Annotated in this window: 17 protein-coding genes; 10 read left to right on the plus strand and 7 right to left on the minus strand. The window is 60.2% G+C overall.

The window, feature by feature from the left end:
- Positions 1-61: 61 nt before the first annotated feature.
- Genes AD668_RS13135 through AD668_RS13150 form a run of 4 tightly spaced genes read left to right on the plus strand, consistent with a single transcriptional unit; the run spans position 62 to position 4,973 of the window.
- Positions 62-1,207 carry an acyl-CoA dehydrogenase family protein gene (locus AD668_RS13135; protein ID WP_053159338.1) on the plus strand — a complete coding sequence of 382 codons (1,146 nt, stop codon included), beginning with the start codon at positions 62-64 and terminating at the stop codon, positions 1,205-1,207.
- Positions 1,208-1,244: 37 nt separating this feature from the next.
- Entirely contained in the window at positions 1,245-1,838 is a 594-nt protein-coding gene (locus AD668_RS13140) for a DUF2889 domain-containing protein (RefSeq protein ID WP_053159340.1), read from the plus strand.
- Positions 1,839-1,878: 40 nt separating this feature from the next.
- Positions 1,879-3,447: a long-chain fatty acid--CoA ligase gene (locus tag AD668_RS13145; protein WP_053159341.1), complete on the plus strand. Its 1,569-nt coding sequence runs from the start codon at positions 1,879-1,881 to the stop codon at positions 3,445-3,447.
- Positions 3,448-3,500: 53 nt separating this feature from the next.
- Complete coding sequence (locus AD668_RS13150; protein ID WP_053159343.1) at positions 3,501-4,973, plus strand: DUF1254 domain-containing protein; 1,473 nt, start codon at positions 3,501-3,503, stop codon at positions 4,971-4,973.
- Positions 4,974-5,035: 62 nt separating this feature from the next.
- Here the strand turns inward: AD668_RS13150 and AD668_RS13155 are convergent, their stop codons facing one another.
- A complete protein-coding gene (locus tag AD668_RS13155; RefSeq protein ID WP_053159345.1) occupies positions 5,036-6,124 on the minus strand; it encodes an acyl-CoA dehydrogenase family protein in 1,089 nt (362 codons plus the stop codon).
- 125 nt (positions 6,125-6,249) lie between these two features.
- On the opposite strand from AD668_RS13155, the gene AD668_RS13160 reads away from it, so the two are divergent.
- Positions 6,250-8,931, plus strand: coding sequence for a LuxR C-terminal-related transcriptional regulator (locus AD668_RS13160; protein WP_053159347.1), 2,682 nt, complete (start codon positions 6,250-6,252; stop codon positions 8,929-8,931).
- Positions 8,932-9,488: 557 nt separating this feature from the next.
- Here the strand turns inward: AD668_RS13160 and AD668_RS13165 are convergent.
- From AD668_RS13165 to tauA, 3 genes are read right to left on the minus strand one after another with little or no spacing between them, the layout of a single operon-like run.
- The gene (locus tag AD668_RS13165) at positions 9,489-10,358 is read right to left on the minus strand and encodes an ABC transporter permease subunit (RefSeq protein ID WP_053159349.1); all 870 of its coding nucleotides are present in this window, start codon (positions 10,356-10,358) and stop codon (positions 9,489-9,491) included.
- Positions 10,355-11,194, minus strand: a complete 840-nt coding sequence (locus AD668_RS13170) for a taurine ABC transporter ATP-binding protein (RefSeq protein ID WP_082344471.1) — start codon at positions 11,192-11,194, stop codon at positions 10,355-10,357. The genes AD668_RS13165 and AD668_RS13170 overlap by 4 nt, the downstream gene beginning before the upstream one ends.
- Before the next feature lie 46 nt (positions 11,195-11,240).
- On the minus strand, positions 11,241-12,257 hold the full coding sequence (gene tauA / locus AD668_RS13175) for a taurine ABC transporter substrate-binding protein (protein ID WP_053159352.1): 1,017 nt from the start codon (positions 12,255-12,257) through the stop codon (positions 11,241-11,243).
- Between the two features lie 183 nt (positions 12,258-12,440).
- Here tauA and AD668_RS13180 point away from each other — a divergent pair, with 183 nt between their 5' ends.
- Positions 12,441-13,934 carry a PLP-dependent aminotransferase family protein gene (locus tag AD668_RS13180; RefSeq protein WP_053159354.1) on the plus strand — a complete coding sequence of 498 codons (1,494 nt, stop codon included), beginning with the start codon at positions 12,441-12,443 and terminating at the stop codon, positions 13,932-13,934.
- Here AD668_RS13180 and AD668_RS13185 read toward each other — a convergent pair.
- Positions 13,931-15,241 carry an aminotransferase class III-fold pyridoxal phosphate-dependent enzyme gene (locus AD668_RS13185; protein ID WP_053159356.1) on the minus strand — a complete coding sequence of 437 codons (1,311 nt, stop codon included), beginning with the start codon at positions 15,239-15,241 and terminating at the stop codon, positions 13,931-13,933. The genes AD668_RS13180 and AD668_RS13185 overlap by 4 nt on opposite strands.
- A gap of 196 nt (positions 15,242-15,437) precedes the next feature.
- On the opposite strand from AD668_RS13185, the gene AD668_RS13190 reads away from it, so the two are divergent.
- Together AD668_RS13190 and AD668_RS13195 are read left to right on the plus strand one after the other, a co-directional pair.
- A complete protein-coding gene (locus AD668_RS13190) occupies positions 15,438-16,175 on the plus strand; it encodes a sulfite exporter TauE/SafE family protein (RefSeq protein WP_053159359.1) in 738 nt (245 codons plus the stop codon).
- Between the two features lie 16 nt (positions 16,176-16,191).
- The gene (locus AD668_RS13195; RefSeq protein ID WP_053159360.1) at positions 16,192-16,959 is read left to right on the plus strand and encodes an SDR family oxidoreductase; all 768 of its coding nucleotides are present in this window, start codon (positions 16,192-16,194) and stop codon (positions 16,957-16,959) included.
- 414 nt (positions 16,960-17,373) lie between these two features.
- Here the strand turns inward: AD668_RS13195 and AD668_RS13200 are convergent, their stop codons facing one another.
- Positions 17,374-18,261 carry a LysR substrate-binding domain-containing protein gene (locus tag AD668_RS13200; protein WP_053159362.1) on the minus strand — a complete coding sequence of 296 codons (888 nt, stop codon included), beginning with the start codon at positions 18,259-18,261 and terminating at the stop codon, positions 17,374-17,376.
- A 108-nt stretch (positions 18,262-18,369) separates the two neighbouring features.
- On the opposite strand from AD668_RS13200, the gene AD668_RS13205 reads away from it, so the two are divergent.
- Together AD668_RS13205 and AD668_RS13210 are read left to right on the plus strand one after the other, a co-directional pair.
- On the plus strand, positions 18,370-18,705 hold the full coding sequence (locus tag AD668_RS13205) for a carboxymuconolactone decarboxylase family protein (RefSeq protein ID WP_053159364.1): 336 nt from the start codon (positions 18,370-18,372) through the stop codon (positions 18,703-18,705).
- A 6-nt stretch (positions 18,706-18,711) separates the two neighbouring features.
- Positions 18,712-19,086, plus strand: coding sequence for a tautomerase family protein (locus AD668_RS13210; protein WP_053159367.1), 375 nt, complete (start codon positions 18,712-18,714; stop codon positions 19,084-19,086).
- A gap of 141 nt (positions 19,087-19,227) precedes the next feature.
- Here the strand turns inward: AD668_RS13210 and AD668_RS13215 are convergent, their stop codons facing one another.
- Positions 19,228-20,361 (minus strand): aminotransferase class V-fold PLP-dependent enzyme, encoded by a 1,134-nt coding sequence (locus AD668_RS13215; protein WP_053159369.1) that lies wholly within the window; start codon positions 20,359-20,361, stop codon positions 19,228-19,230.
- Positions 20,362-20,387 lie beyond the last annotated feature (26 nt).

The following is a 20,387-nucleotide window of genomic DNA, read 5'->3' on the forward strand; positions in this document are numbered from 1 at the left end:
CTCGCCATTCACCGCGGAGCGTTCGGGTCATGACAACAATAAGAATTTTGAGGTATTCGCCATGCTGGATAGCTACCGTTCCCCTTGGCTCGACGAAGACGTCGCGCCATTTGCCGACAGTGTTCGCCGTTTTGTCACCACCCAATTGGCACCCATGGAAGAGAAGTGGCGTGAGCAGCACCAGGCCGACCGCGCTTCATGGCTGGCGACGGGCGAAATGGGCATGATCCTGCCCGATATCGACGTGGAGTATGGCGGTTCGGGCGGCACACCGGCGCACCTGGCAGTGGTGGTCAGTGAACTGTTCTATGCCGGTGTATCCGGCATGGGCGTTGGAATCAACCACATCGTCGGTCACTACATCCTCGATGACGGCACTGAGACGCAAAAGCAGCACTGGCTGCCGAAGATTGCCTCGGGTGAAGTGATCTGCTCCGTCGCCATGACCGAGCCGGGCACCGGTTCCGATTTGCAGGCTGTCCGTACCCGCGCAGTCAAGCAAGGCGACAAGTATGTGATCAATGGCGCCAAGACGTTCATCACCAACGGCCAGACCAGCGACATGGTGGCCGTGGTCGCCAAGACCGACATGTCCGCCGGCTCCAAGGGTATTTCGATTTTCCTGGTTGACACCAAGCTGCCGGGCTTCCGTCGCGGCAAGTGCCTGGACAAGATCGGGCTGCTATCGTCGGATACTTCCGAAATGTTCTTCGACGATGTCGAAGTCCCGGCCGACTGCCTGCTTGGCGGTGTCGAAGGCAAAGGCCTGTACACGCTGATGAAGCAACTGCCGTTCGAACGGGCGCAGATCGCCATTGGCGCCGCCGCCACCATGGAACGCGCCCTCAAGCTAACCCTTGAGTACACCAAAGAGCGCCAGGTGTTCGGCAAGCCGGTACTGGATTTCCAGAACACCCGTTTCAGCCTCGCTGACGTCAAGGCCACCGTATTCGCTTCGCGCACGTTCTGCGATCACATCATCGCGCAATGGGTCGCGGGCAAACTCGACTCGACGCTGGCCTCGATGGGCAAGTTCTGGCTGACAGAACGCCAGAGCGAAGTGCTCGATACCTGCCTGCAGTTCTTCGGTGGCTACGGCTACATGAACGAATACCCGATCGCCCGGATGTGGGCTGATGCGCGCGTTGCACGTATTTACGGTGGCGCCAACGAAATCCAGCGCGAGCTGGTCGGTCGTTCGCTCTGAGTCCCGAGTTCATGTCCCCGGCGTCGAGATAAGTGCAATGAAGCAACCTGTATCGGGCGAAAAAGAACGCCAGCCGCTGCATACACGACAGGTGATCTGTACCGGATACCTGCGTAGCGATGGTCTGATCGATCTGGAAGGCACGCTGCTGGACAGCAAACATCACGACCATGATGCCTTCTACAAAGTCATCACTGCCGGTGCGCCCGTGCACCGGATGCGAATTGTCATCACCGCGGATCTGCAGTTCAACATTCGCAACGTCGAGGCGGTCATGGACGACTTCCCAACACCGTTTTGCCCGGAAATCGTTTCCGCTTACAAAAGCCTGATCGGTCTGAAGGTAGGTCCTGGCTTCAAGAAGCAGATGATCCAGCGCGTGGGCGGAGTTCAAGGCTGTACCCACCTGACCGAATTGCTTGGCCCGATGGCGACCACGTTGTACCAAAGCACCGTGGATCTGCTGCGCGAAGCCGAACGTGAGCGTGCGGCCCGCGAGCCGGGTTATGTCGTACCGAAGCCCTGGTTCCTCGGCACTTGCCACGCCCATCACCCCGACAGGGAAGAGGTGCGCAAGCGCTGGCCCGATACTGCGCTAGAACGGGTACGCCTGATTACCGATGGCCTCTAACAAGGCCATAGCCCCAGAACAATAAGAATGGGAGTTCCCGATGTACATCACCCAAGGTTTGCACCGTCACCTGCAACGCTGCCCGAACGCTACTGCCATTCGCTATCAGGGTCGCGGCATCACCTACGCCGAATTTGGCGATCGCGTTGCACGCCTCGCCGGTGCGTTAAAGGGCCTGAGCGTCACACGCGGTGATCGCGTGGCGATGCTGTCGCTCAACTCCCTGCGCTACATCGAGTACTACCAGGCAGTGCCTTGGGCCGATGCGGTGCTCAACCCGGTCAATACCCGTTGGAGTGTGACGGAAATCATCTACTCGCTTGACGATTCGGGTACGACGGTGCTGATCGTCGACGACAACTTTCTGGCCCATGCGAGCAAGATCATCGAAACAGCAAAAACCCTACGGGTGGTGATCTATGCGGGTGACGGTGAAACACCGTCCGGCATGCTTAATTACGAAGCGTTGATTGCCGAGTACGCGCCAGTCGAGGACGCACGTCGCGGCGGCGATGAGCTGCTGGGTATCTTTTATACCGGTGGCACCACCGGTTTTCCGAAAGGTGTGATGCTCAGCCACACGAACGTCTGCGTTTCATCGATGGCCATCGTTATGTCTGGCTCCTGCCGTCCACACGAACGTTTCCTGCATACGATGCCGATGTTCCATCTGGCTGACTTTGCGGCCATGACCGCACTGTTCATCAGCGGCGGTACCCACATCGTCCTGCCTTCTTTCCTGCCACAGACCGTGCTGGAAACCATTGCCACCGAGCGAGTCAGCGAAATCCTTCTGGCACCGACCATGATCCAGATGCTGCTGGACTGGCGGACCAACAATCCTGACACCGCCGGCCTTGACCTGTCGTCACTGCAAACCCTGGGCTACGGCGCATCACCCATCACACCAGTTTTGCTGGATCGTGCCCGTGATACGTTCCCCAGCGCCGGATTCCGCCAGGGTTACGGCATGACAGAACTGGCGCCCATCGCCACCTTGCTGTTACCCGAGTATCACAGCGCAGAACACCACCAAAGCGGCAAAATGCACTCGGCCGGGCAGCCGGCGGCGTGCGTGGAAGTGCGCGTCGTCGATACCGAAGACCTGGAAGTGCCGCGTGGCACCGTCGGGGAGATAGCCGTACGCGGGGCGAACGTCATGCTCGGTTACTGGAACAAACCTGAAGCCACCGCTGAAGTATTGCGCAATGGCTGGATGCACACCGGTGACGGCGGCTACATGGATGACGATGGATTCGTCCATGTGTGCGACCGCCTAAAGGACATGATCGTCAGCGGCGGCGAAAACATCTATTCCGCTGAAGTGGAGACCGCCATCGCCAGCCACCCGGCCGTGGCCCAGGTCGCGGTGATCGGCATCCCCTGCGACAAGTGGGGCGAAACGGTGCACGCGGTGATCATCCGCAAACCCGGCGCGATAGTCACTGACGAGCAAGTGGTCAGTCACTGCCGCGAACGCATCGCCGGCTACAAGTGCCCACGTAGTGTCGAGTTCCGCGACAGTTTGCCGGTTTCCAGCGTGGGCAAGGTGCTCAAGACCGACCTGCGAGCGCCGTTCTGGGAGGGCCGCAAGCGCGGTGTGGCCTGATTCATCCGTGGCACGGCAAACAATAAAAACAGTAAGTTGAGGACCCAGAAACTATGCAATCTCACTGCACAAATGTCGGGTCGCGTGGCCGCAAGACCTTGCTTGCAGCCTGCTTGATCAGCCTTGGGTTGGGGTTGGGACTGACCGGCGCTCCGCTGCCGTCATTCAGCCAGACCCAGACACTGTTGACCCCTGAAGTCCTACACACCCGCATGATTGAACGCCGTGCAGTTGAAGCGGCGGTCTGGGGCATGCCGTTGGTGAACTTCGATGCCATGCGCCAGGCCTATTTTCGCGATGCCGGCGCACGCTATAACGACGTCATGTACTGGTCGCGTCCGTCGGATTGGAAGAACCAGACCACCACCCCCAATCATTCCACCATTTACGTCATGACTTTCGTCAATCTGAAGGATGGCCCTGTTGTTCTGGATATTCCGGCAACCACTACGGCAGGTCTCTATGGCGCAGTGCTCGATGCCTGGACCATCCCGTTGCTCAATGTCGGCAGCCGCGGGCAGGATCAGGGCAAAGGTGGGCGCTACCTGATGTTGCCGCCGGGCTATAAGGGTGAAGTGCCGGCCGGTTTCATCCCCATCCAAAGCAACACCTACAACAACTACACCTTGTTGAGGGTCATCACCCAAACCACCAGCACTCAGGACTTGGCGAATGGCGTCGACTACCTGAAAACCTTGAAAGTTTACCCACTTGAGCAGGCGCAGACACCGGCCTCCAACCGCTACATAGACGTGGCCGACAAAGTCTTTGAAGCCATCGCCCGCTATGACGCCAGTTTCTACGACTCATTGGCGCGGATGGTCAGTGAAGAACCGGTGCAGGATCGCGACCTGAGCATGATGGGGCAATTGAATGCGCTGGGCATTGGTAAAGGTCTGGACTTCAAGGCAGACGCCCAGCGTCAGAAACTACTCGACGCGGCCATCGGTGAAGCACACGCCTACATGATGGACGGCTACGCCCGATCGGGTATCGAGGTTTGGGAAGGGCGACGCAAATGGCGCTCACTGGCCGGGCCAAAACAGGCGATTGGCACCAAACTGACGTTCATCGAGCCGGGGCAGGGTGTCTATCTGGACGAGCGGGCTTTTGCCTGGTTTGCCATGTTCGGCCCCATCGTGCCGCCGGGGCCACAGGTGTACATGAAAAGCTACGAAACCGGCAAAGGCGAGCCCCTTGATGGCAGCCAGAGCTACCGCTTGACCATCCCGGCCAACGCGCCGGCACGGGATTTCTGGGCGCTCGATGTGTACGACGCGCGTACTGCCGGGTTCATCCGCGAGGCGAGGGTAGTCGGGCTTGACTCCTACAACCAGCAGATGAAGAAGAACCCTGATGGCAGCGTCGATCTGTACTTCGGGCCGAAACCGCCGACCGGGCATGAAGCCAACTGGATCAGCACTCAGGCTGGCCAGCCGTTCTTCACCATGTTCCGGATCTATGGACCGCAACAGGCGATGGTCGACCGCAGTTGGGTGTTGAGTGACATCGAAAAACTCGACTGAGGAACCCTGATGGAACCGCGCGGTTCAGGTGCAGGCCTGGCCGCGCGTTGGCATATTCAGAGTCAGGGTAACTCGCCGATCAGGCCTACGGCGATTCGTTGCGCATCCTCGGCGATACTCTCGCTGAGAAGAGCCAGCGGTCCGCCGTTGTGTGGCCAATTCGGGTTGTTGTTCTGAGGGACGTTGCTGCTGTCGATCCGGCTGATACGCCGTTCGATACGTTGCGCGATCTCGGCCGTCAACAACCGTGCGCGGCTGGCGATATTGCCATCCAGGCGACCGGCATCGAGTTGCGCAAAACCCAACCCGCACATCAGCCGGGCAGCATCCAGTTGGGTGGCGAGTTCGGCGAACTGCATGGCCACGAGGTGCTGGGCGGCAATCGGGCGACCGAACTGCGTGTTGTGCCTGGCCCGGGACATCGATGCATCGAGCAACGCCTGACCACGGGCCAATTGGATCACCGCTTCATGCAATTTGAATGTATCCAGCACATGGCGTGTCATCAGCGAGGCAGGGGCTGCATCGCCGAGCCAGCGCTGTGTCGGGAGTCGGGCCTGAGTGATCTGCAGGCATATGTGCTTCTCACCTTCAACATCGTGGTAATGACGGATCTCGAAGCGGTCTTCCGAGCGATCCAGCAATATCCATGAGGAAGCCTTCGAGTGTTCGCGAACCGCACAAATGAGCAAGTCGGTCTGCAGGCTTGCGCTGATGTTGTCGCATCTGCCGTCAATGAGCCACTCGTCGCCTTTGCGTCGACCGTGCAGTGCACTGGTCGGGCCGTTCCGGGTGATTCCGACAAGTCTGCGGCCAGCGATCAACTCGGGGAGATAGCGCTCAGCCAGCGCCGGATGCTGCATCACCAGCGTCGTTGCGAGCGTATTGAGCAATACCTGACAGGCAAGTTCGACACTGCCTGCTGCCAACTCTTCGAACAGTCTGCCCTGGGTCACCCAGTCGACGCCGTGACCTCCGAGGGACCTGGTCACCACCATGCCAGGCAAGCCGAACTCGGCGACCGCCTGAGTGAGTTCCAGCAGCTGATCGCGCGGTGCTGCGGCGTGGCGCAATAGACTGGCGACGGGTGCAATTTCACGCTGCACAAAGGTGCGCATGCTGTCGATTGAAAGTCTTTGGGCATCTGTCATCGGTGGACATACCATCTCAAGTTCACTCATAGTCCGAATGCTTCCAAGTTAATGCATTGCCGATGATTTTCGCCCACCCCGCTGGAGTGGTGTCACCTTCATCGCCCTCGCTCGAGTTTTGCCTGATGAAACCCAACACCCTGCTTGTCAGCACCAAATTCGCTCCGCCGCGCCTCTCCAGCCAAGCTGTATTGCGTGAGGAACTGATGGCGCGTCTGAACGATGCGCGCCATAAAAAACTAATGGTCATCACCGGCAGCGCCGGGTTTGGAAAGACCACGTTGATGGCGCAATGGCGAATGGAATTGGTCAAGGAGGGGGCGCGCGTTGCTTGGCTTTCGCTGATTTCCGAGGATGCATCGAGGACGACGTTCTGCGCTGGGTTGATCGGTACCCTGCAAAAAATCGGACTGGTTCTGGAGGACGACCTGTGGCTGATAAGCGACGCGGGTAAGACTGGTTGGCAGCAGGCGATGTGCGCAGCCCTGGTCAATACGCTCGACCGGGATGGGGCCGAGCAATACCTGATGATCGACGATTTTCACCACATCACCGATCCCGCGATCTTGGCGCTGATACAGGCGCTGGTCGACGCGGCCCCAGGGAATTTGCACATTGTCTTGGCATCACGGGTGGCGACGCCGCTATTGCTCGGTCGCCTGCGGGCAATGGGCGAGCTTTGCGAGATTGACGGCACTGAACTGTCGTTCGCCTTTCGCGAGTCCTTCAGTTTTCTCAAGAATCATCTGGATGCCAATATCGATCTAGACGCCGCACATTCGATTCACGACTTGACCAACGGATGGCCGATCGGCCTGCAACTGGTGTCGATCTCGATGAAGGCCAAGCCTGGTAAGTCGCCGAAACCCGGCAGGCAGTTGCTCAACAGCGCGAGTCTTGGTGCGTACCTTTCCGAGGACGTCATTGGCGATCTACCCGATGAGTTGTTCCAGTTCATGCAGAAAATATCGGTTTTGCGTCGTTTCAGTTCTCCCTTGGCCGCCTATGTCACGGAAAACGAGCATGCCCCGCAGCTGATTGCATCCATTGAAGCACGAAACCTGTTTTTGCTGCCGGTGGACATGGAAGATCGTTTTGAGTGGTATCGGCTGCATCCAATGTTCGCTGAGTTCCTCAACCAGCGCCTGGAGCAGGGCGGGATCGACGTCAGTGGGCTGCACCTGCGTGCTGCTCAATGGTTCGCCAATGAGGAGCTCTTTACCGAAGCTGTTCGACACGCGGTGCTCAGCGGTGATTTTCAGACGGTAGTGGAGATCCTTGAACGGGCCATTCCTACTCTGGCCAATCTCAGTCATCTTGGCGTCTTCATGCGCTGGATCGAGCGCGTGCCGACAGAGCTTCTCGCCCAACATCCGCGATTGATGCTGATGGGGGCCTGGAGTGCGGTGATGGTCGGCCATCTGGACACGGCCAGGCATTGGAAAGACATCCTGACGTCGAGCCACCCGACACCAACCCAGGCGTTGCAAATCAAATTGCTGCAGGCGTTGATCGCAGAGATGGACGAGGACGTGGAAAGCGGCCTGGTCTATCTGAACGAGATTGGCGACGCGCCATTGGGGCATGCTTTTTTCGAGTACTTCCGCTGGGGGCTGACCGTGGCCGCGCTTGCCACCATCGGACAGTATGCTCAGGCGCGAAGCCGATTCAACGCCTTGGCTGACCACCTCATGCTCAGCAACACAAGCGAGGTGGCGCTGGTCAACCGCAGCACCCTGGGTGTCGTCGCGCTGTACGAAGGCAACGTGCTGGAAGCCGAACGCATCTGTTCGAGCGTCCTTGCAGACGCGGAAACCCATCATGGGCGTCGTTCGATAAGTGCGACCAGTACGGCGGCGATTCTGGCTGAGTTGTGGTACGAACTTGACCGCATCGACGACGCCCGAGAAACCCTCGCCAACCGCCTGGACATGCTGCATTTTTCTGCGCCTGAATACATGTACTGCGCCGCCCGTACTTATGCACGGCTGCAGTTCCTGCAGGAAGGCGTAAGGAGTGCGCTCGACTATGTCGCAAAAAAAGAAAGCCATTTCCGCGCGCTGGGGTTGAACCATGGCGTTGCCGTCATGCTTGCCGAGCAGGTCAACCTGGTGCTGAAAGCCGGTGACTGGCGACATGGAGAATCGTTGCAGGCATCCCTCGATGACCTAGTTTTACAGCCACAACGTTCCAAATCATGCCAAAGCGCAATTACCGCCGCGGCTAGTTTGTCACGGGCTCGCCTGGCGCTGGCCAGGCAGGAACCGGAGGCAGCACTGCTGGCGATCGAGGAAGTTCATGAAGTCGCGACCTTGCTCAACAGGGGGACGCTGTTGGTCAAAGCTGATCTTCTCAAAGCAATAGCATTGGATAGGCTCGGGAATGATGAGGCATCCCGCGACAGTCTAACAACAGCGCTCGCTTCAGGTTACCGATTGGGCTTGGTACGGACGTTTCTTGACGAAAGCGAAGCATTACGTGACTTGCTGGCCAGGCTGGACTGTCAGTCAGTGGAGACGCTTGTGCAGTATCAGCAGCAACTGCTGATCGGCATGAAGCAAATCACTTTACCAATCAGTGACAAGTCTACGGCACCGTTAACGGGGTCTTACGATGACACAGAGCCGCTGACCAAGCGCGAGCAGGAGATTCTCACGCTGCTGGAACAGTCCATGTCCAACAAACACATCGCACTGGCACTCAACATCAGCGTGCAGACCGTCAAATGGAACCTGAAGAACATGTTCATCAAACTCGGGGTGTCGAGTCGTTACGAAGCCATTATCGTTGCGCGCAAGCGCGGATGACGCACCCCCTCCAGTGGGGTGGGTCGTAACCCTGAATCAATGCATTAATGTGCGCCCCTTTGCATGCCTTGCGATGTTGTGAGGCACACGCATACACAGGGGTTGAACATTGTGATTCGTAGCATTTCCAATCTGGCAGGCCCGCGGCGTAAATTGGACGGCGGAATTCTGTTCGGGCATACGCCTCGTTTGAAGTGGGCTCAGTGGATGAGCAGGTAGGGGGCGTCTGCTTAGAGGACATATCTCGAATGACTGCTCCTGGCCGGTTTCTGCCTGTCGTGACCGGCAGAAGTCGACCGATTCTGTTGAAAAAGTCGGCCATGGTTTCCGCAGCTGAAAACTACGCGTCCCGGATCGAAATCTTTACTTTCAGCAGCTATTTTCCAGACGCACATTTCACACAGCAGCGTGTCAAAAAGGAATGTTTACCGGTTAATGATCAGGCCGCTTTAAATGACCGACTTTTTCAACAGAATCGCCCGTTTTCTGCCCATCACGCCGGGGGCAGCCGATGCCCGAACAACTACCGGGCGTTGCCTGCGAAACCGCAGGCATGCTCAGGCCTTGCCTTTCCAAGGTACCAGGCGCCGTTCCAGCCAACGCATGCCCAGGTCGAACAGCAAGGCCATGACGCCGATGACCAAGATACCCATGATCACCACGTCGGTGGCCATGAATTTTGAAGCGGTCAACACCATGAAGCCCAGACCAGCTGTGGCCGCAACCATCTCGGCGGCCACCAGGGTGGTCCAGCCGAAGCCAATTGCGATGCGCATGCCGGTCAGTACCTCCGGCAGCGCCGCTGGCATGATCACGTGACGCAGCACCTGGGCACGACTGGCGCCCATGGAGTAGGCGGCATGAATCTGTTCGATGGCCACCGACTTGACCCCGGCGCGTGCGCTGAGGGCCAGCGGGGCGAACATCGCCAGGTAGATCAGCAGCACCTTGGAGCCCTCACCGATGCCCATCCAGATCACCACCAATGGCAAATACGCCAGCGGCGGTAGTGGCCGGTAGAACTCCACCAGCGGGTCGAAAATCCCGCGGGCCACGCGATTGACACCCATCATGATCCCCACCGGGATCGCCGTGAGCACTGCCAGGACAAACGCCCCGAAGACACGCAGGGCACTCCAGCCGATGTGGTTGAGCAAGGTCGCGTCGGCGAACCCGTCGCGGGCCACGTCCAGAAATTGTGCCCAGACGGCCTCGGGCGATGGCAGGAACAGCGGTTTGATCCAACCGGCGTTGGTTGCGATGTACCAGGTGGCAAACGCCAGTGCCACGGTGACCAGGCTCAAGACCAGGCTCGAACCATTGCCCGGTGCACCATACTGTTCGCCCGGTCGGGCGGGCGCGGCACGTCGCAGTTCATTGAGGGTGCGCAGCACGGCGTTGCGTTGTTTTTCGTCCATCAGGCTCATGCGGCCTCCTCGTCACCGTGGATAATGCTCAACACCTGCTCGCGCAGGGCAATGAATTCGGCACTGGATTTCACCGTTCGGGCGTCCTGGCCGGCGAGAAAACGGCGGCCGAAGTCGATCGGGAACTCGTGAGTGATGCGGCCTGGACGTGGCGACATGATGATCAGCCGGGTGGCCATGAACAGGGCTTCTTCGACGTCATGGGTGATAAAAAACATCATTTTTTCGGTGCGTATCCAGATCTGCAGGATCAGTTCCTGCAAGCGTTCGCGGGTCAGTGCATCCAGTGCTCCGAGCGGCTCGTCAAGCAACAGCATCTGCGGATCATTGGTCAACGCCCGGGCGATTCCTACCCGTTGTTGCATACCGCCGGACAGCTGATACACCGCGTGGCCGGCGAAATCCGCCAGCCCCGTGAGCTCCAGGAAGTACCGTGCGCGCTCCTCGCGCTCCGCCCTGGCCACGCCGCGAAGTTTCAGGCCGAAGGCGACGTTGTCGAGCACATTCAACCAGGGCAGTAACGCATGCTTCTGGAAAACTACGCCGCGTTCGGACCCTGGCCCGGTGACCTGGTCGCGCAATTGTGCCACCGCCGAGGTCTGTTGCGGCACCTGGCCGTGGAAATCACCCAGGGTGATCAAACCACTGCTGGGCTGGATGAAGCCGGCCATCAGGTTGAGCAGGGTGGTCTTGCCGCAGCCCGACGCCCCCAGGGCGACGACGAAATCGCCGCTGGCGATGTCCAGGTTGACCCCGGCCAGGGCCGTTACCCGCAGGCCTTTCTGCTGACCGGGATAGTGTACCGACACGTCGTGGATTTTCAGGCTCAGGCCCATGGCTTTTTCCTCTTGGTGGGGTGACTCGCGCCGCCCGTTGCTGGGTTTACTCGGTGGCCTGGACGAAGCCCGGGTTGATCGCGACGCTGTAGTCGGGCAGCAGCGAGGGGATTTTTTTCTGTTCTTTGAGGAAGGCGGCAGTGGCCGCCAGCGCCTTGGCCGCGCCACCGTCCTTGCCCGCCCCCAGCCAGTTGGCACCGGCCTGTTCGGTGGCCAGAGGAAACTGGTAAAGGGCCAGCACGGGAGGCACTTCGTCAGGCTTGGCACCGGACTGGCGCGCCACGTTGATCACTTGCGGCGAGTCGGCGGTCCAACTGCCAGGCGCCTTCACGTAGTCGGCGGTGCTGGCCTGCAACACCTTGGTCAGGGCAAGCATGCCGGCGCCGTGCTCGGCGGCGAACTTGCGGTCGACCACGATGCCGTCGAAGGTGGCCTTGCCCCATTGGGTCAACTGCCCGGAGGTCAGCAACACCTGCCCGCTTTGCTTGAGGCGACCCAATGCCGGGTCCCAGATGAACGCCGCGTCGATGTCGCCGCGCTCCCACGCGGCCGGGATGTCCGAAGGCTGCAGGTTGATGACCTTGACCTTGCCGCTCAGGCCGAACTGTTCCAGGGCAAACAAGGCATGAAAGTGCGTGGTGGACACAAAAGGCACGGCCAGGGTTTTACCCGCCAGGTCTTGGGGCGCGACGATGCCGCTGCCATTGCGCACTACCAGGGCTTCGGCGTCATTGATGTTGTCCAGAATCCAGAACAACTGGGCGTCCACGCCACGGCTTACGGCGGCGGCAATCGGGCTGCTGCCGGCCACGCCGATCTGCACGTCACCGGAGGCCATAGCCAGCATCACATCGCCACCGCTGTCGAAGTTGCGCCATTGGATGTCCCAGCCAGTGGCCTTCTCGAATTGCTTCTCGGCGATGGCGTTCTTCCACGGCGCGAACATGCTTTGCACGCCGATAGTCACCGTCTGTGCCTGGGCAACAGTTGCAAGGCCCAGGGTCAGCGCGGCGGCGGGTAACAGCAGTGAGTGTCGAATCCATTGGTGCAGGGGCTTGAGCATGGTGTGGCTCCTAAGGTGGAAGGCATTGTTTTTCGCACAACTCGATCTTAGTGCCGGCCCGTTGCTTGCTTTAGATCCAGATGCGCCGGGCTTTGGTGCCAGCTATCCCGCCAGACCTTTGGGGGTAGGGCGTGCAGCACGACAGGTGCGCCATCGAGGTGCGCCATCAAGGGAGCAGGAACTATGTTGGAGCGTTATTTTCGTCCGTTCGAAGCCGGTCGCGGCTTGCAGGAGCAACTGCGCGAGAGCCTGCTCAACGCCATCCTCGATGGCGCGCTGCCGCCCAGTGACGCCATGCCCTCATCGCGTAAGCTGTGCCAGTTGCTCAAGGTATCGCGCAACACCGTGGTACTGGTCTACGAACAATTGGTGCAAGACGGCTACCTCACCCCCTCGGACCGGCGTGGCTATTTCATCAATGAAAAATTTCTGCGCCAGCAACTCAACGTCAGCCTGCGACCGAAATCCCCGGCACTCTTCGAGCGGCCTGATCATGCCCCGGACTGGGAACATCGGCTGCAGACCGGTTCGGCGCAGATGCGCGCCATCGTCAAGCCACGCAACTGGCGCGAGTACCGCTACCCGTTTATTTACGGGCAGATAGAGGATGACGAGCAGACCGCCGCGCGCTGGCGCGATTGCGCGCGGATCGCCGCCAGTGGCGCGCACATGCGCAGTTGGGTCGACGACCAGGTGATGCTCGACGATCCCTTGCTGGTGGAACAGATCATCCAGCGGGTGTTGCCAAAACGCGGTATTCAGGCGCGACCGGAACAGGTACTGGTAACCGTCGGCACGCAGAACTCGCTCTATATGATCGCGCGCCTGTTGGGTCGCCCTGGCCTCGAAATGGGCCTGGAAGAGCCCGGGTATGTCGATGCGCGGAACATTTTCAGCCTGATCGGATGCACGCTGCGTCCCCTGCGCATTGACCGGCAGGGACTGGTGGTGGACGAGCAATTGCAGGGGTGCGAAATGCTCTTCTGCACGCCCAGCCACCAATCGCCGACTGGGGTGACCATGCCGATGTACCGGCGCCTGGAGCTGTTGGCCAGTGCCCGCGAGAATGACTTTCTGATTATCGAGGACGACTATGAAAGCGAGCAGAACTTCCTCGGCAGCAACCACCCGGCGCTCAAGAGCTACGACGACAGTGGCCGGGTGATTTACCTGGGCAGCCTGACCAAGACCCTGTTGCCGGGCGTGCGGCTGGGCTTCGTTGCCGCCGATGCCGAGCTGATCCATGAGTTGCGCGCTTTGCGCCGGTACATGTACCGCCATCCGCCGTCGAACAACCAGCGCATTCTGGCGCTGTTCCTGGCCATGGGACATTACGATGCCCATGCCCGGCGCCAGCGTGATCGGCTGGCGCGAAAATGGCGGGTGATCAGCCGGGCCTTGGCCGAGCATTTGCCAGAGTGCCACGCCAGTGGCATGGCGGGCGGTTCATCGATCTGGGTCAGCGGCCCGCCGATGGTGGATGCCTGGGCCTTGCAACGTCGGGTAGCCCGGCTCGGCGTGTTGATCGAGCCGGGGGATATTCATTTTCTCGGAGAGGGACGCACGGGATGTTACTTCCGGCTGGGCTTCGGTGCGATCGCCACGGCGTTGATCGAGCCGGGCATCGAGGCACTGGGCAAGGCCTGGCGCGAGTTGCGCCAGGCCGAACCGGCCTAAAGGCTTTCCTCGGCCAGGGTGCTCTTGAGCACCTCGAACATCGCGTCCACGTCGCTGCGGCTGGCCACCAGCGCCGGGGCGAAGATGATCGCGTCGCCTGTCGTTTTCACGTGCAGGCCGGCGTCGTACAGCGCCCGCTGTACCTGCGCGCCCTTGGCCCCGGGCGAGCTCCCTGGGGTCAGTTGGATGCCGCTGAGCAGGCCGTAGCCGCGCAAGTCACTGACCTGGGGCAGTCCGCGCAGTCCGCCCAGTGACTCCATGAAGTAGGGCGCCAACTGTTGACCGCGTCCGAACAGGTCCTCATCACGGTAAATGTCCAACGATGCCAGAGCGGCGGCGCACGCTGCCGGGTGACCGGAGTAGGTATAGCCATGGAACAGCTCTGGCCCCTGGCCTTGGCTGGCACCGACCACGGCGTCGTAGATCGCTTCGTCGACGGCCACCGCGCCCATGGGAATCGCGCCGTTGGTCAAGGCCTTGGCCATGGTAATAATGTCCGGCTTGACCGCGAAGCTTTGCGCGGCAAACGCCTCTCCCGTCCGACCGAAACCGGTGATCACTTCGTCGAATACCAGCAGGATTCCGTGGCGGTCGCAGATGTCGCGCAGGCGCTGCAGGTAGCCGGCTGGCGGTACATAGACACCGATGGATCCGGCGATGGGCTCGACAAAGCACGCCGCAATGCTGTCGGCGCCATGGGTAGCGATGATGCGCTCAAGGTCGCTGGCCAGGTCCCCGCCCTGGGCGGGCTCGCCCAATTGATAGCGCTGGTCTTCCTGCCAGGTGTGGCGCATGTGACTGACGTGGGGCAGACCGCCGGCGGCGAAGGCCTGGCGATTGCGCATCATGCCCGACAGGGCCACACCGCCGAAATTGACCCCATGGTAGGCCCATTCACGCGACACGAAACGGGTGCGCTGAGCCTGGCCGTTGGCCCGGTGGTAAGCCAGGGCGATCTTCATTGCGCTGTCCACCGACTCGGAACCGGAGTTGGTGAAGAACAGCTTGTTCAAGCCCGCCGGCAGGAGGTGGCAAAGGCGCTCGGCAAGCTCGAAAGACAACGGCGAAGCACGCTGGAAATGCGGGGTGAAATCCAGGGTCAGCAGTTGCTTGCACACCGCCTCGGCGATTTCGGTGCGGCCATGCCCGGCCGCACAGCAGAACAGCCCCGAGCTGCCGTCGAGCAGCTCCCGACCTTCAGATGTCCAGTAGCGCACACCCTCGGCACGCACGAACAGTTGTGGGGCACGTTGAAACTCCCGGTTGTCGGTGAAGGGCATCCATTGATGGTTCAGGTTCGTTGCCATGGGGTTACTCCTGAGGGTGGGCACAGATCGGCCGGATACCCCGCAGCCTAGCCATGCGGTCGCGGCGTGCTTAGATCCAGTTGGGCATTTCGATGGAGCCAGAACGGCCAATACTGGACCCATTGAAAAGCCCATCTGGCTCTAAAGCGTGCACCGATGCCTGACTAGAGTGGCGTCATTGTCAAAGGAGCACGCCGTGAGCCCGGAATTGAATTGGACCTTGAGTGCCTTGTGCGTGCTGGTAGCCGCCGTTGTACGTGGTCTCACAGGATTTGGCTTCGCGGCCATCGCGGTCGTCGGACTGGCGATGCTCGGATCCCTGCGCGATGCCGTACCCCTGGTGTTGTGCCTGGAGGTGGCGTCGAGCCTGATGTTGTTGCGCGATGCATGGGCCGAGGCCGATTACCCGCTGTTGCGTCGGGTTCTGGTCGCGGCGGCGGTCGGCGTACCCTGCGGCATCTGGCTGCTGACCGGGATCGACAGCGAATGGTTGAGCCTTGGCGTGTACATGCTGGTGGCGACGCTGGCATTGCTCGGGTTGACGCGGGTGACGTTACCCATTGGCCGTGGACCTTGGGGGGCATGGCTGGTGGGCGGCGGCAGCGGGGCATTGATCGCCGCGTTTTCCATCGGCGGGCCTCTGGTGGTCGCCTGGCTCAGCCACAGCGGGCTGCGTGCCCGGCCGCTGCGGGCCACTCTGATCATGTTCTTTTTCGCCGTGGACCTGGCGGCCCTGGCCGGGCTGGCGTTGGCCCATTCCATCGGGCCGAAGGTCCCACAGCAGGCCCTGACACTACTCTTGCCACTGTTGTCCGGGCTGTGGATAGGGCAGAGGTTGTTCCTGCACATTCGCGCCGACCACGCGGCACGACTCACCCAATGGCTATTGCTGGCGTTGGCAGGCTTGGGCCTGCTGGGCCGGTCATGGTCCTGACATCTGGAGATTGATCATGCAACCTACTGTGTTTATCACCGGCGCCACCTCCGGTTTCGGCGAAGCCTGCGCGCGACGCTTCGCCCGGGCCGGCTGGTCGATGGTGCTCACCGGCCGCCGCGAAGAACGCTTGCTGCGCCTGGCCAACGAATTGGGCAGGCAGAGCGATGTATGGCCTTTGGTCCTGGACGTGCGCGAGCGCGATGCCATGGAAACGGCGATCGACCAATTGCCGGAGCACTTCAAGACCCTTCGCGGGCTGATCAACAACGCGGGCCTGGCGCTGGGTACCGAAGCGGCCCAGGCCTGCTCGCTGGATGACTGGGAAACCATGGTCGACACCAACATCAAGGGATTGCTTTACAGCACCCGACTGCTGCTGCCGCGTCTGATCGCTCACGGCACCGGGGCAAGCATCGTTAACCTCGGTTCCATTGCCGGAAACTGGCCGTACCCCGGTAGCCACGTGTACGGCGCCACCAAGGCCTTCGTGCGGCAGTTTTCGTTGAACCTGCGTTGCGACCTGCAAGGTACCGGGGTGCGGGTCACCAACCTGGAACCAGGCTTGTGCGAAAGCGAATTCTCGCTAGTGCGATTTGCCGGCGACACCCAGAAGTACAACGCCGTGTACGCCAACGCCCAGCCGCTGCAACCTGCGGACATCGCCGAGACTATCTTTTGGCTGATGAACCAGCCGGCGCATATCAACATCAACAGCCTGGAAGTGATGCCGGTAACCCAAGCCTGGAACAACTTTGCGATTGAGCGTGGCGCGGTGGCCTGAATCGCTGGGGATTCATACGCAATCGGCCTGTAGCAAGAGATTGTCTGGCTGCGATGCCGGCGGGTGAGTGCAGTTGGCTCACTTTGCGCCATGAGTCGGGAGGCCTGTCCGATATCTTTACTGGCAGACCTCCCGCGCATATTGAATGTTTTGCCACCTGCCCGAGGTCATCACAGAAGTGTGTTTGATATCGCTGGTACGCAGTTTCGATAATCTTTGGCGGTAACCGCGTTGCGTTGGTTACCTTGGCTCCTGCGAATGAAGCTCACCACCGCCGCGACTTCTTGATCGTCCAGGCGCCAGGCAAAAGTGGGCATCTGCACCGGAGAGGGCAAACAGCGCCGCTGGCGCGTTTGGCGCAAGGCGCATCTTGTAGGTGTTTGCACCCTCCAGGAACGTCCCGGGCACCTTCGATTATTTCGTCATCGTGAAACGCAATGCCTGTTCTTCCAGGCTCGTTTTGATCAATCCAGCCAAAACTCGGGTGGCAGGTGTCTGCTCGTCGCCTGCGCTGTGCAGCATATAGCCAAGGCTTGGCACGGGTGGCAGGCCAGAAACGACGGTGAGATGGCTCGGCAGTCCGATTCGGGTGCGCAGCGTCAGGCCCAATCCGGCGGCGACGGCCGCCCAGAGACCAGCGACGCTGGGGCTGGTCAGGGCAATTCGCCAGGGTATCTGCGCGGCATCCAGCGCCTGGGTGGCGACGCTGCGCAATACGCAAGGCGCGTCGAACATGATCAATGGCAGCGGTGAGTCATCAAGGGCAGTCAACAATGGCGTATCGCGGGCCCCGATCCAGTGCATCCGGGTTTCGCCCAAGCGCGTGGCATAGGGTGACATGTGCCCGGTGTCCCAGGTCAGCGCCAGGTCCAGATCTGCACTTTCGACCAGAGCAAGCAGTTCGGCGTTACGGGCGATTCGGACTTCGAGATTCACTCTTGGATAAGTCTGGACGAAGCGTCGCAGGATATCGCTCAGGAAATGTTCCCCGAAGTCCTCCTGTAGCCCGAGGCGTAGGGTCCCGGCGGTCTGGTTTTCGTGCAGCGTCTGGAAAATGCCGTCGTTCAGTTCCAGCAACCGGCGGGCATGGCTGAGCAGTGTTTCCCCCATGGGGGTCAAGACCAGCCCGCGACCGGATTTGGCCAGTACCGGCGTACCGACCTGCTCCTCGAGCTTCTTCAATTGGGCGCTCACGGCAGACGTCGACCGACCGAGCCGATCCGCCGCTTTGGCAAAACTGTTGTAGTCCACGCCGGTGACGAAGGTGCGCAATACGTCAAGATCGAAGGTAGGGCGGCGCATTCAATAGTCCACTAATCCAGGATGATTGATGCTATTAAATCTGATATTCGGAATGGTTTCGACTTGTTAGTTTTCCTCAGTCATTTGGATATCAGAGGGAAAAACAACATGAGTGAATCGACGGTCACGGGGCGAGAAAACCTCAGCAACTACCCGCAGAAGTTTGCCGAACTCACCGACAACATATTGTTTGGCGACATGTGGACCCGGACTCAATTGAAGCCCCGAGAACGCAGTCTGGCGACGGTGGCCGCGCTGGTGGCGATGTACCGTCTGGAGCAACTGCCCTTTCATTTGAAACGCGCACTGGATAACGGTTTGTGTGTCGATGAACTGGCTGAAGTCATTACCCATCTGGCGTTTTACTCAGGTTGGCCGACAGCCGCCTCGGCGCTGAATCTGCTCAGTGAGCTTCAGGCTTGCCCTTCAAATTGTCAGGAGTAATCGTTGATGCCATTTGCACGCATTTCACTGCACCGGGGGAAGTCGGCCGAGTATTTACAGGCATTGTCCGAGGGACTGCACGACGCCTTGGTCGAGAGCTTCGAAGTGCCGAAGACAGATCGTTTCCAGGCCTTTGACCAGCATGCGGTCGGCGAGCTGATATTTGATCCCCACTATCTGGGTGGGCCGCGTAGCCATGACTTTGTGCTGATCGCGATTACCGCTGGTCGCCCTCGAAGTGTTGAGACGAAACAGCTTTTTTACCGCGATCTGGTCGAGAGGTTGGGACGGGCGACGGGACTGAGCGCAGAGGATGTCATGGTGGTTATCACCACGACGGCCAGCGATGAGTGGTCGTTTGGAGGAGGGCGGGGCAACTAGCGGCCTACCGCCGCCGATCATCCGCCCGTGCAAGCCGTATTTGGGAATTCCTTCTTGAATGCGGCTAGGGTCGGCAGTGCCCGGGCAAGATACCTTCCGAGTATTCACCGGTTCGGTCTGTGCTGCGGGCACGCTGAGGGCTTAGTTAACCATCACTTCGTCGAGCGCCTGCTCTAGGGTGCTGACCGTGCGCTCGATATTGTGCAGCTTTTCGAGCCCGAACAGACCGATGCGGAACGTCTGGAAGTCGGCCGGCTCGTCGCATTGCAACGGCACTCCGGCGGCGATCTGCAGGCCGTGGTTGGCAAATTTCTTGCCGCTCTTGATGTCGGCATCATCGGTGTAGCTCACCACTACGCCAGGGGCCTGAAAGCCGGCTGCGGCCACGCTTTTAATGCCTTTGCCGGTCAACATTGCGCGCACCCGATCGCCCAGGGCCTGTTGTTCACCGCGGACCCTGTCGAAACCGTAGGCTTGCGTCTCTTTCATCACTTCGTTGAACCGCGCGAGGGAATCGCTGGGCATGGTCGCATGGTAGGCGTGTCCGCCCTGTTCGTAGGCCTGCATGATCTGAAGCCACTTTTTCAGGTCGCAGGCGAAGCTGCTGCTCTGCGTCTGCTCGATGCGCTCGAGGGCCAAAGAACTGAACATCACCAGGGCGCAGCAAGGGGAGGCGCTCCAGCCTTTCTGCGGTGCGCTGATCAGCAGGTCGACTGCGCATTTTTGCATATCAACCCAAAGCGTGCCTGAGGCGATGCAGTCCAGTACGAACAGGCCACCTACCGCATGCACGGCGTCGCCGACGGCCCGCAGGTAGTCGTCGGGCAGGATGATCCCTGATGAGGTTTCAACGTGGGGGGCGAAGACAATCTGCGGCCTCGAAGCCTCAATGGCTGCCAGCACGTCGTCCAGAGGCGGTGGGGCGTAGGCAGCTTGTCGACCCGTGTCGACCGGTCGGGCTTTGAGCACCGTAGTGGCCGCCGGGATATTGCCCATCTCCAGGATCTGGCTCCAGCGATAACTGAACCAGCCGTTGCGTATCACCAGACATTGCTGGTCGGTGGCAAACTGTCGTGCCACCGCCTCCATGCCAAATGTGCCGCTGCCCGGGACCACCGCGACAGCCTGGGCGTTGTAGACCTGTTTCAGGGTTGTGGAAATGTTCCTCATCACGGCTTGGAATGACTGCGACATGTGGTTGAGCGAGCGGTCGGTGTAGACCACTGAGTACTCGACCAGCCCCTCAGGATCGATACCGGGATATAGCTTTGACATGGAGTGACTCCTTTGGCAGAGATGTC

Source organism: Pseudomonas sp. P1.8 (assembly GCF_001269805.1).
GTDB lineage: Bacteria > Pseudomonadota > Gammaproteobacteria > Pseudomonadales > Pseudomonadaceae > Aquipseudomonas.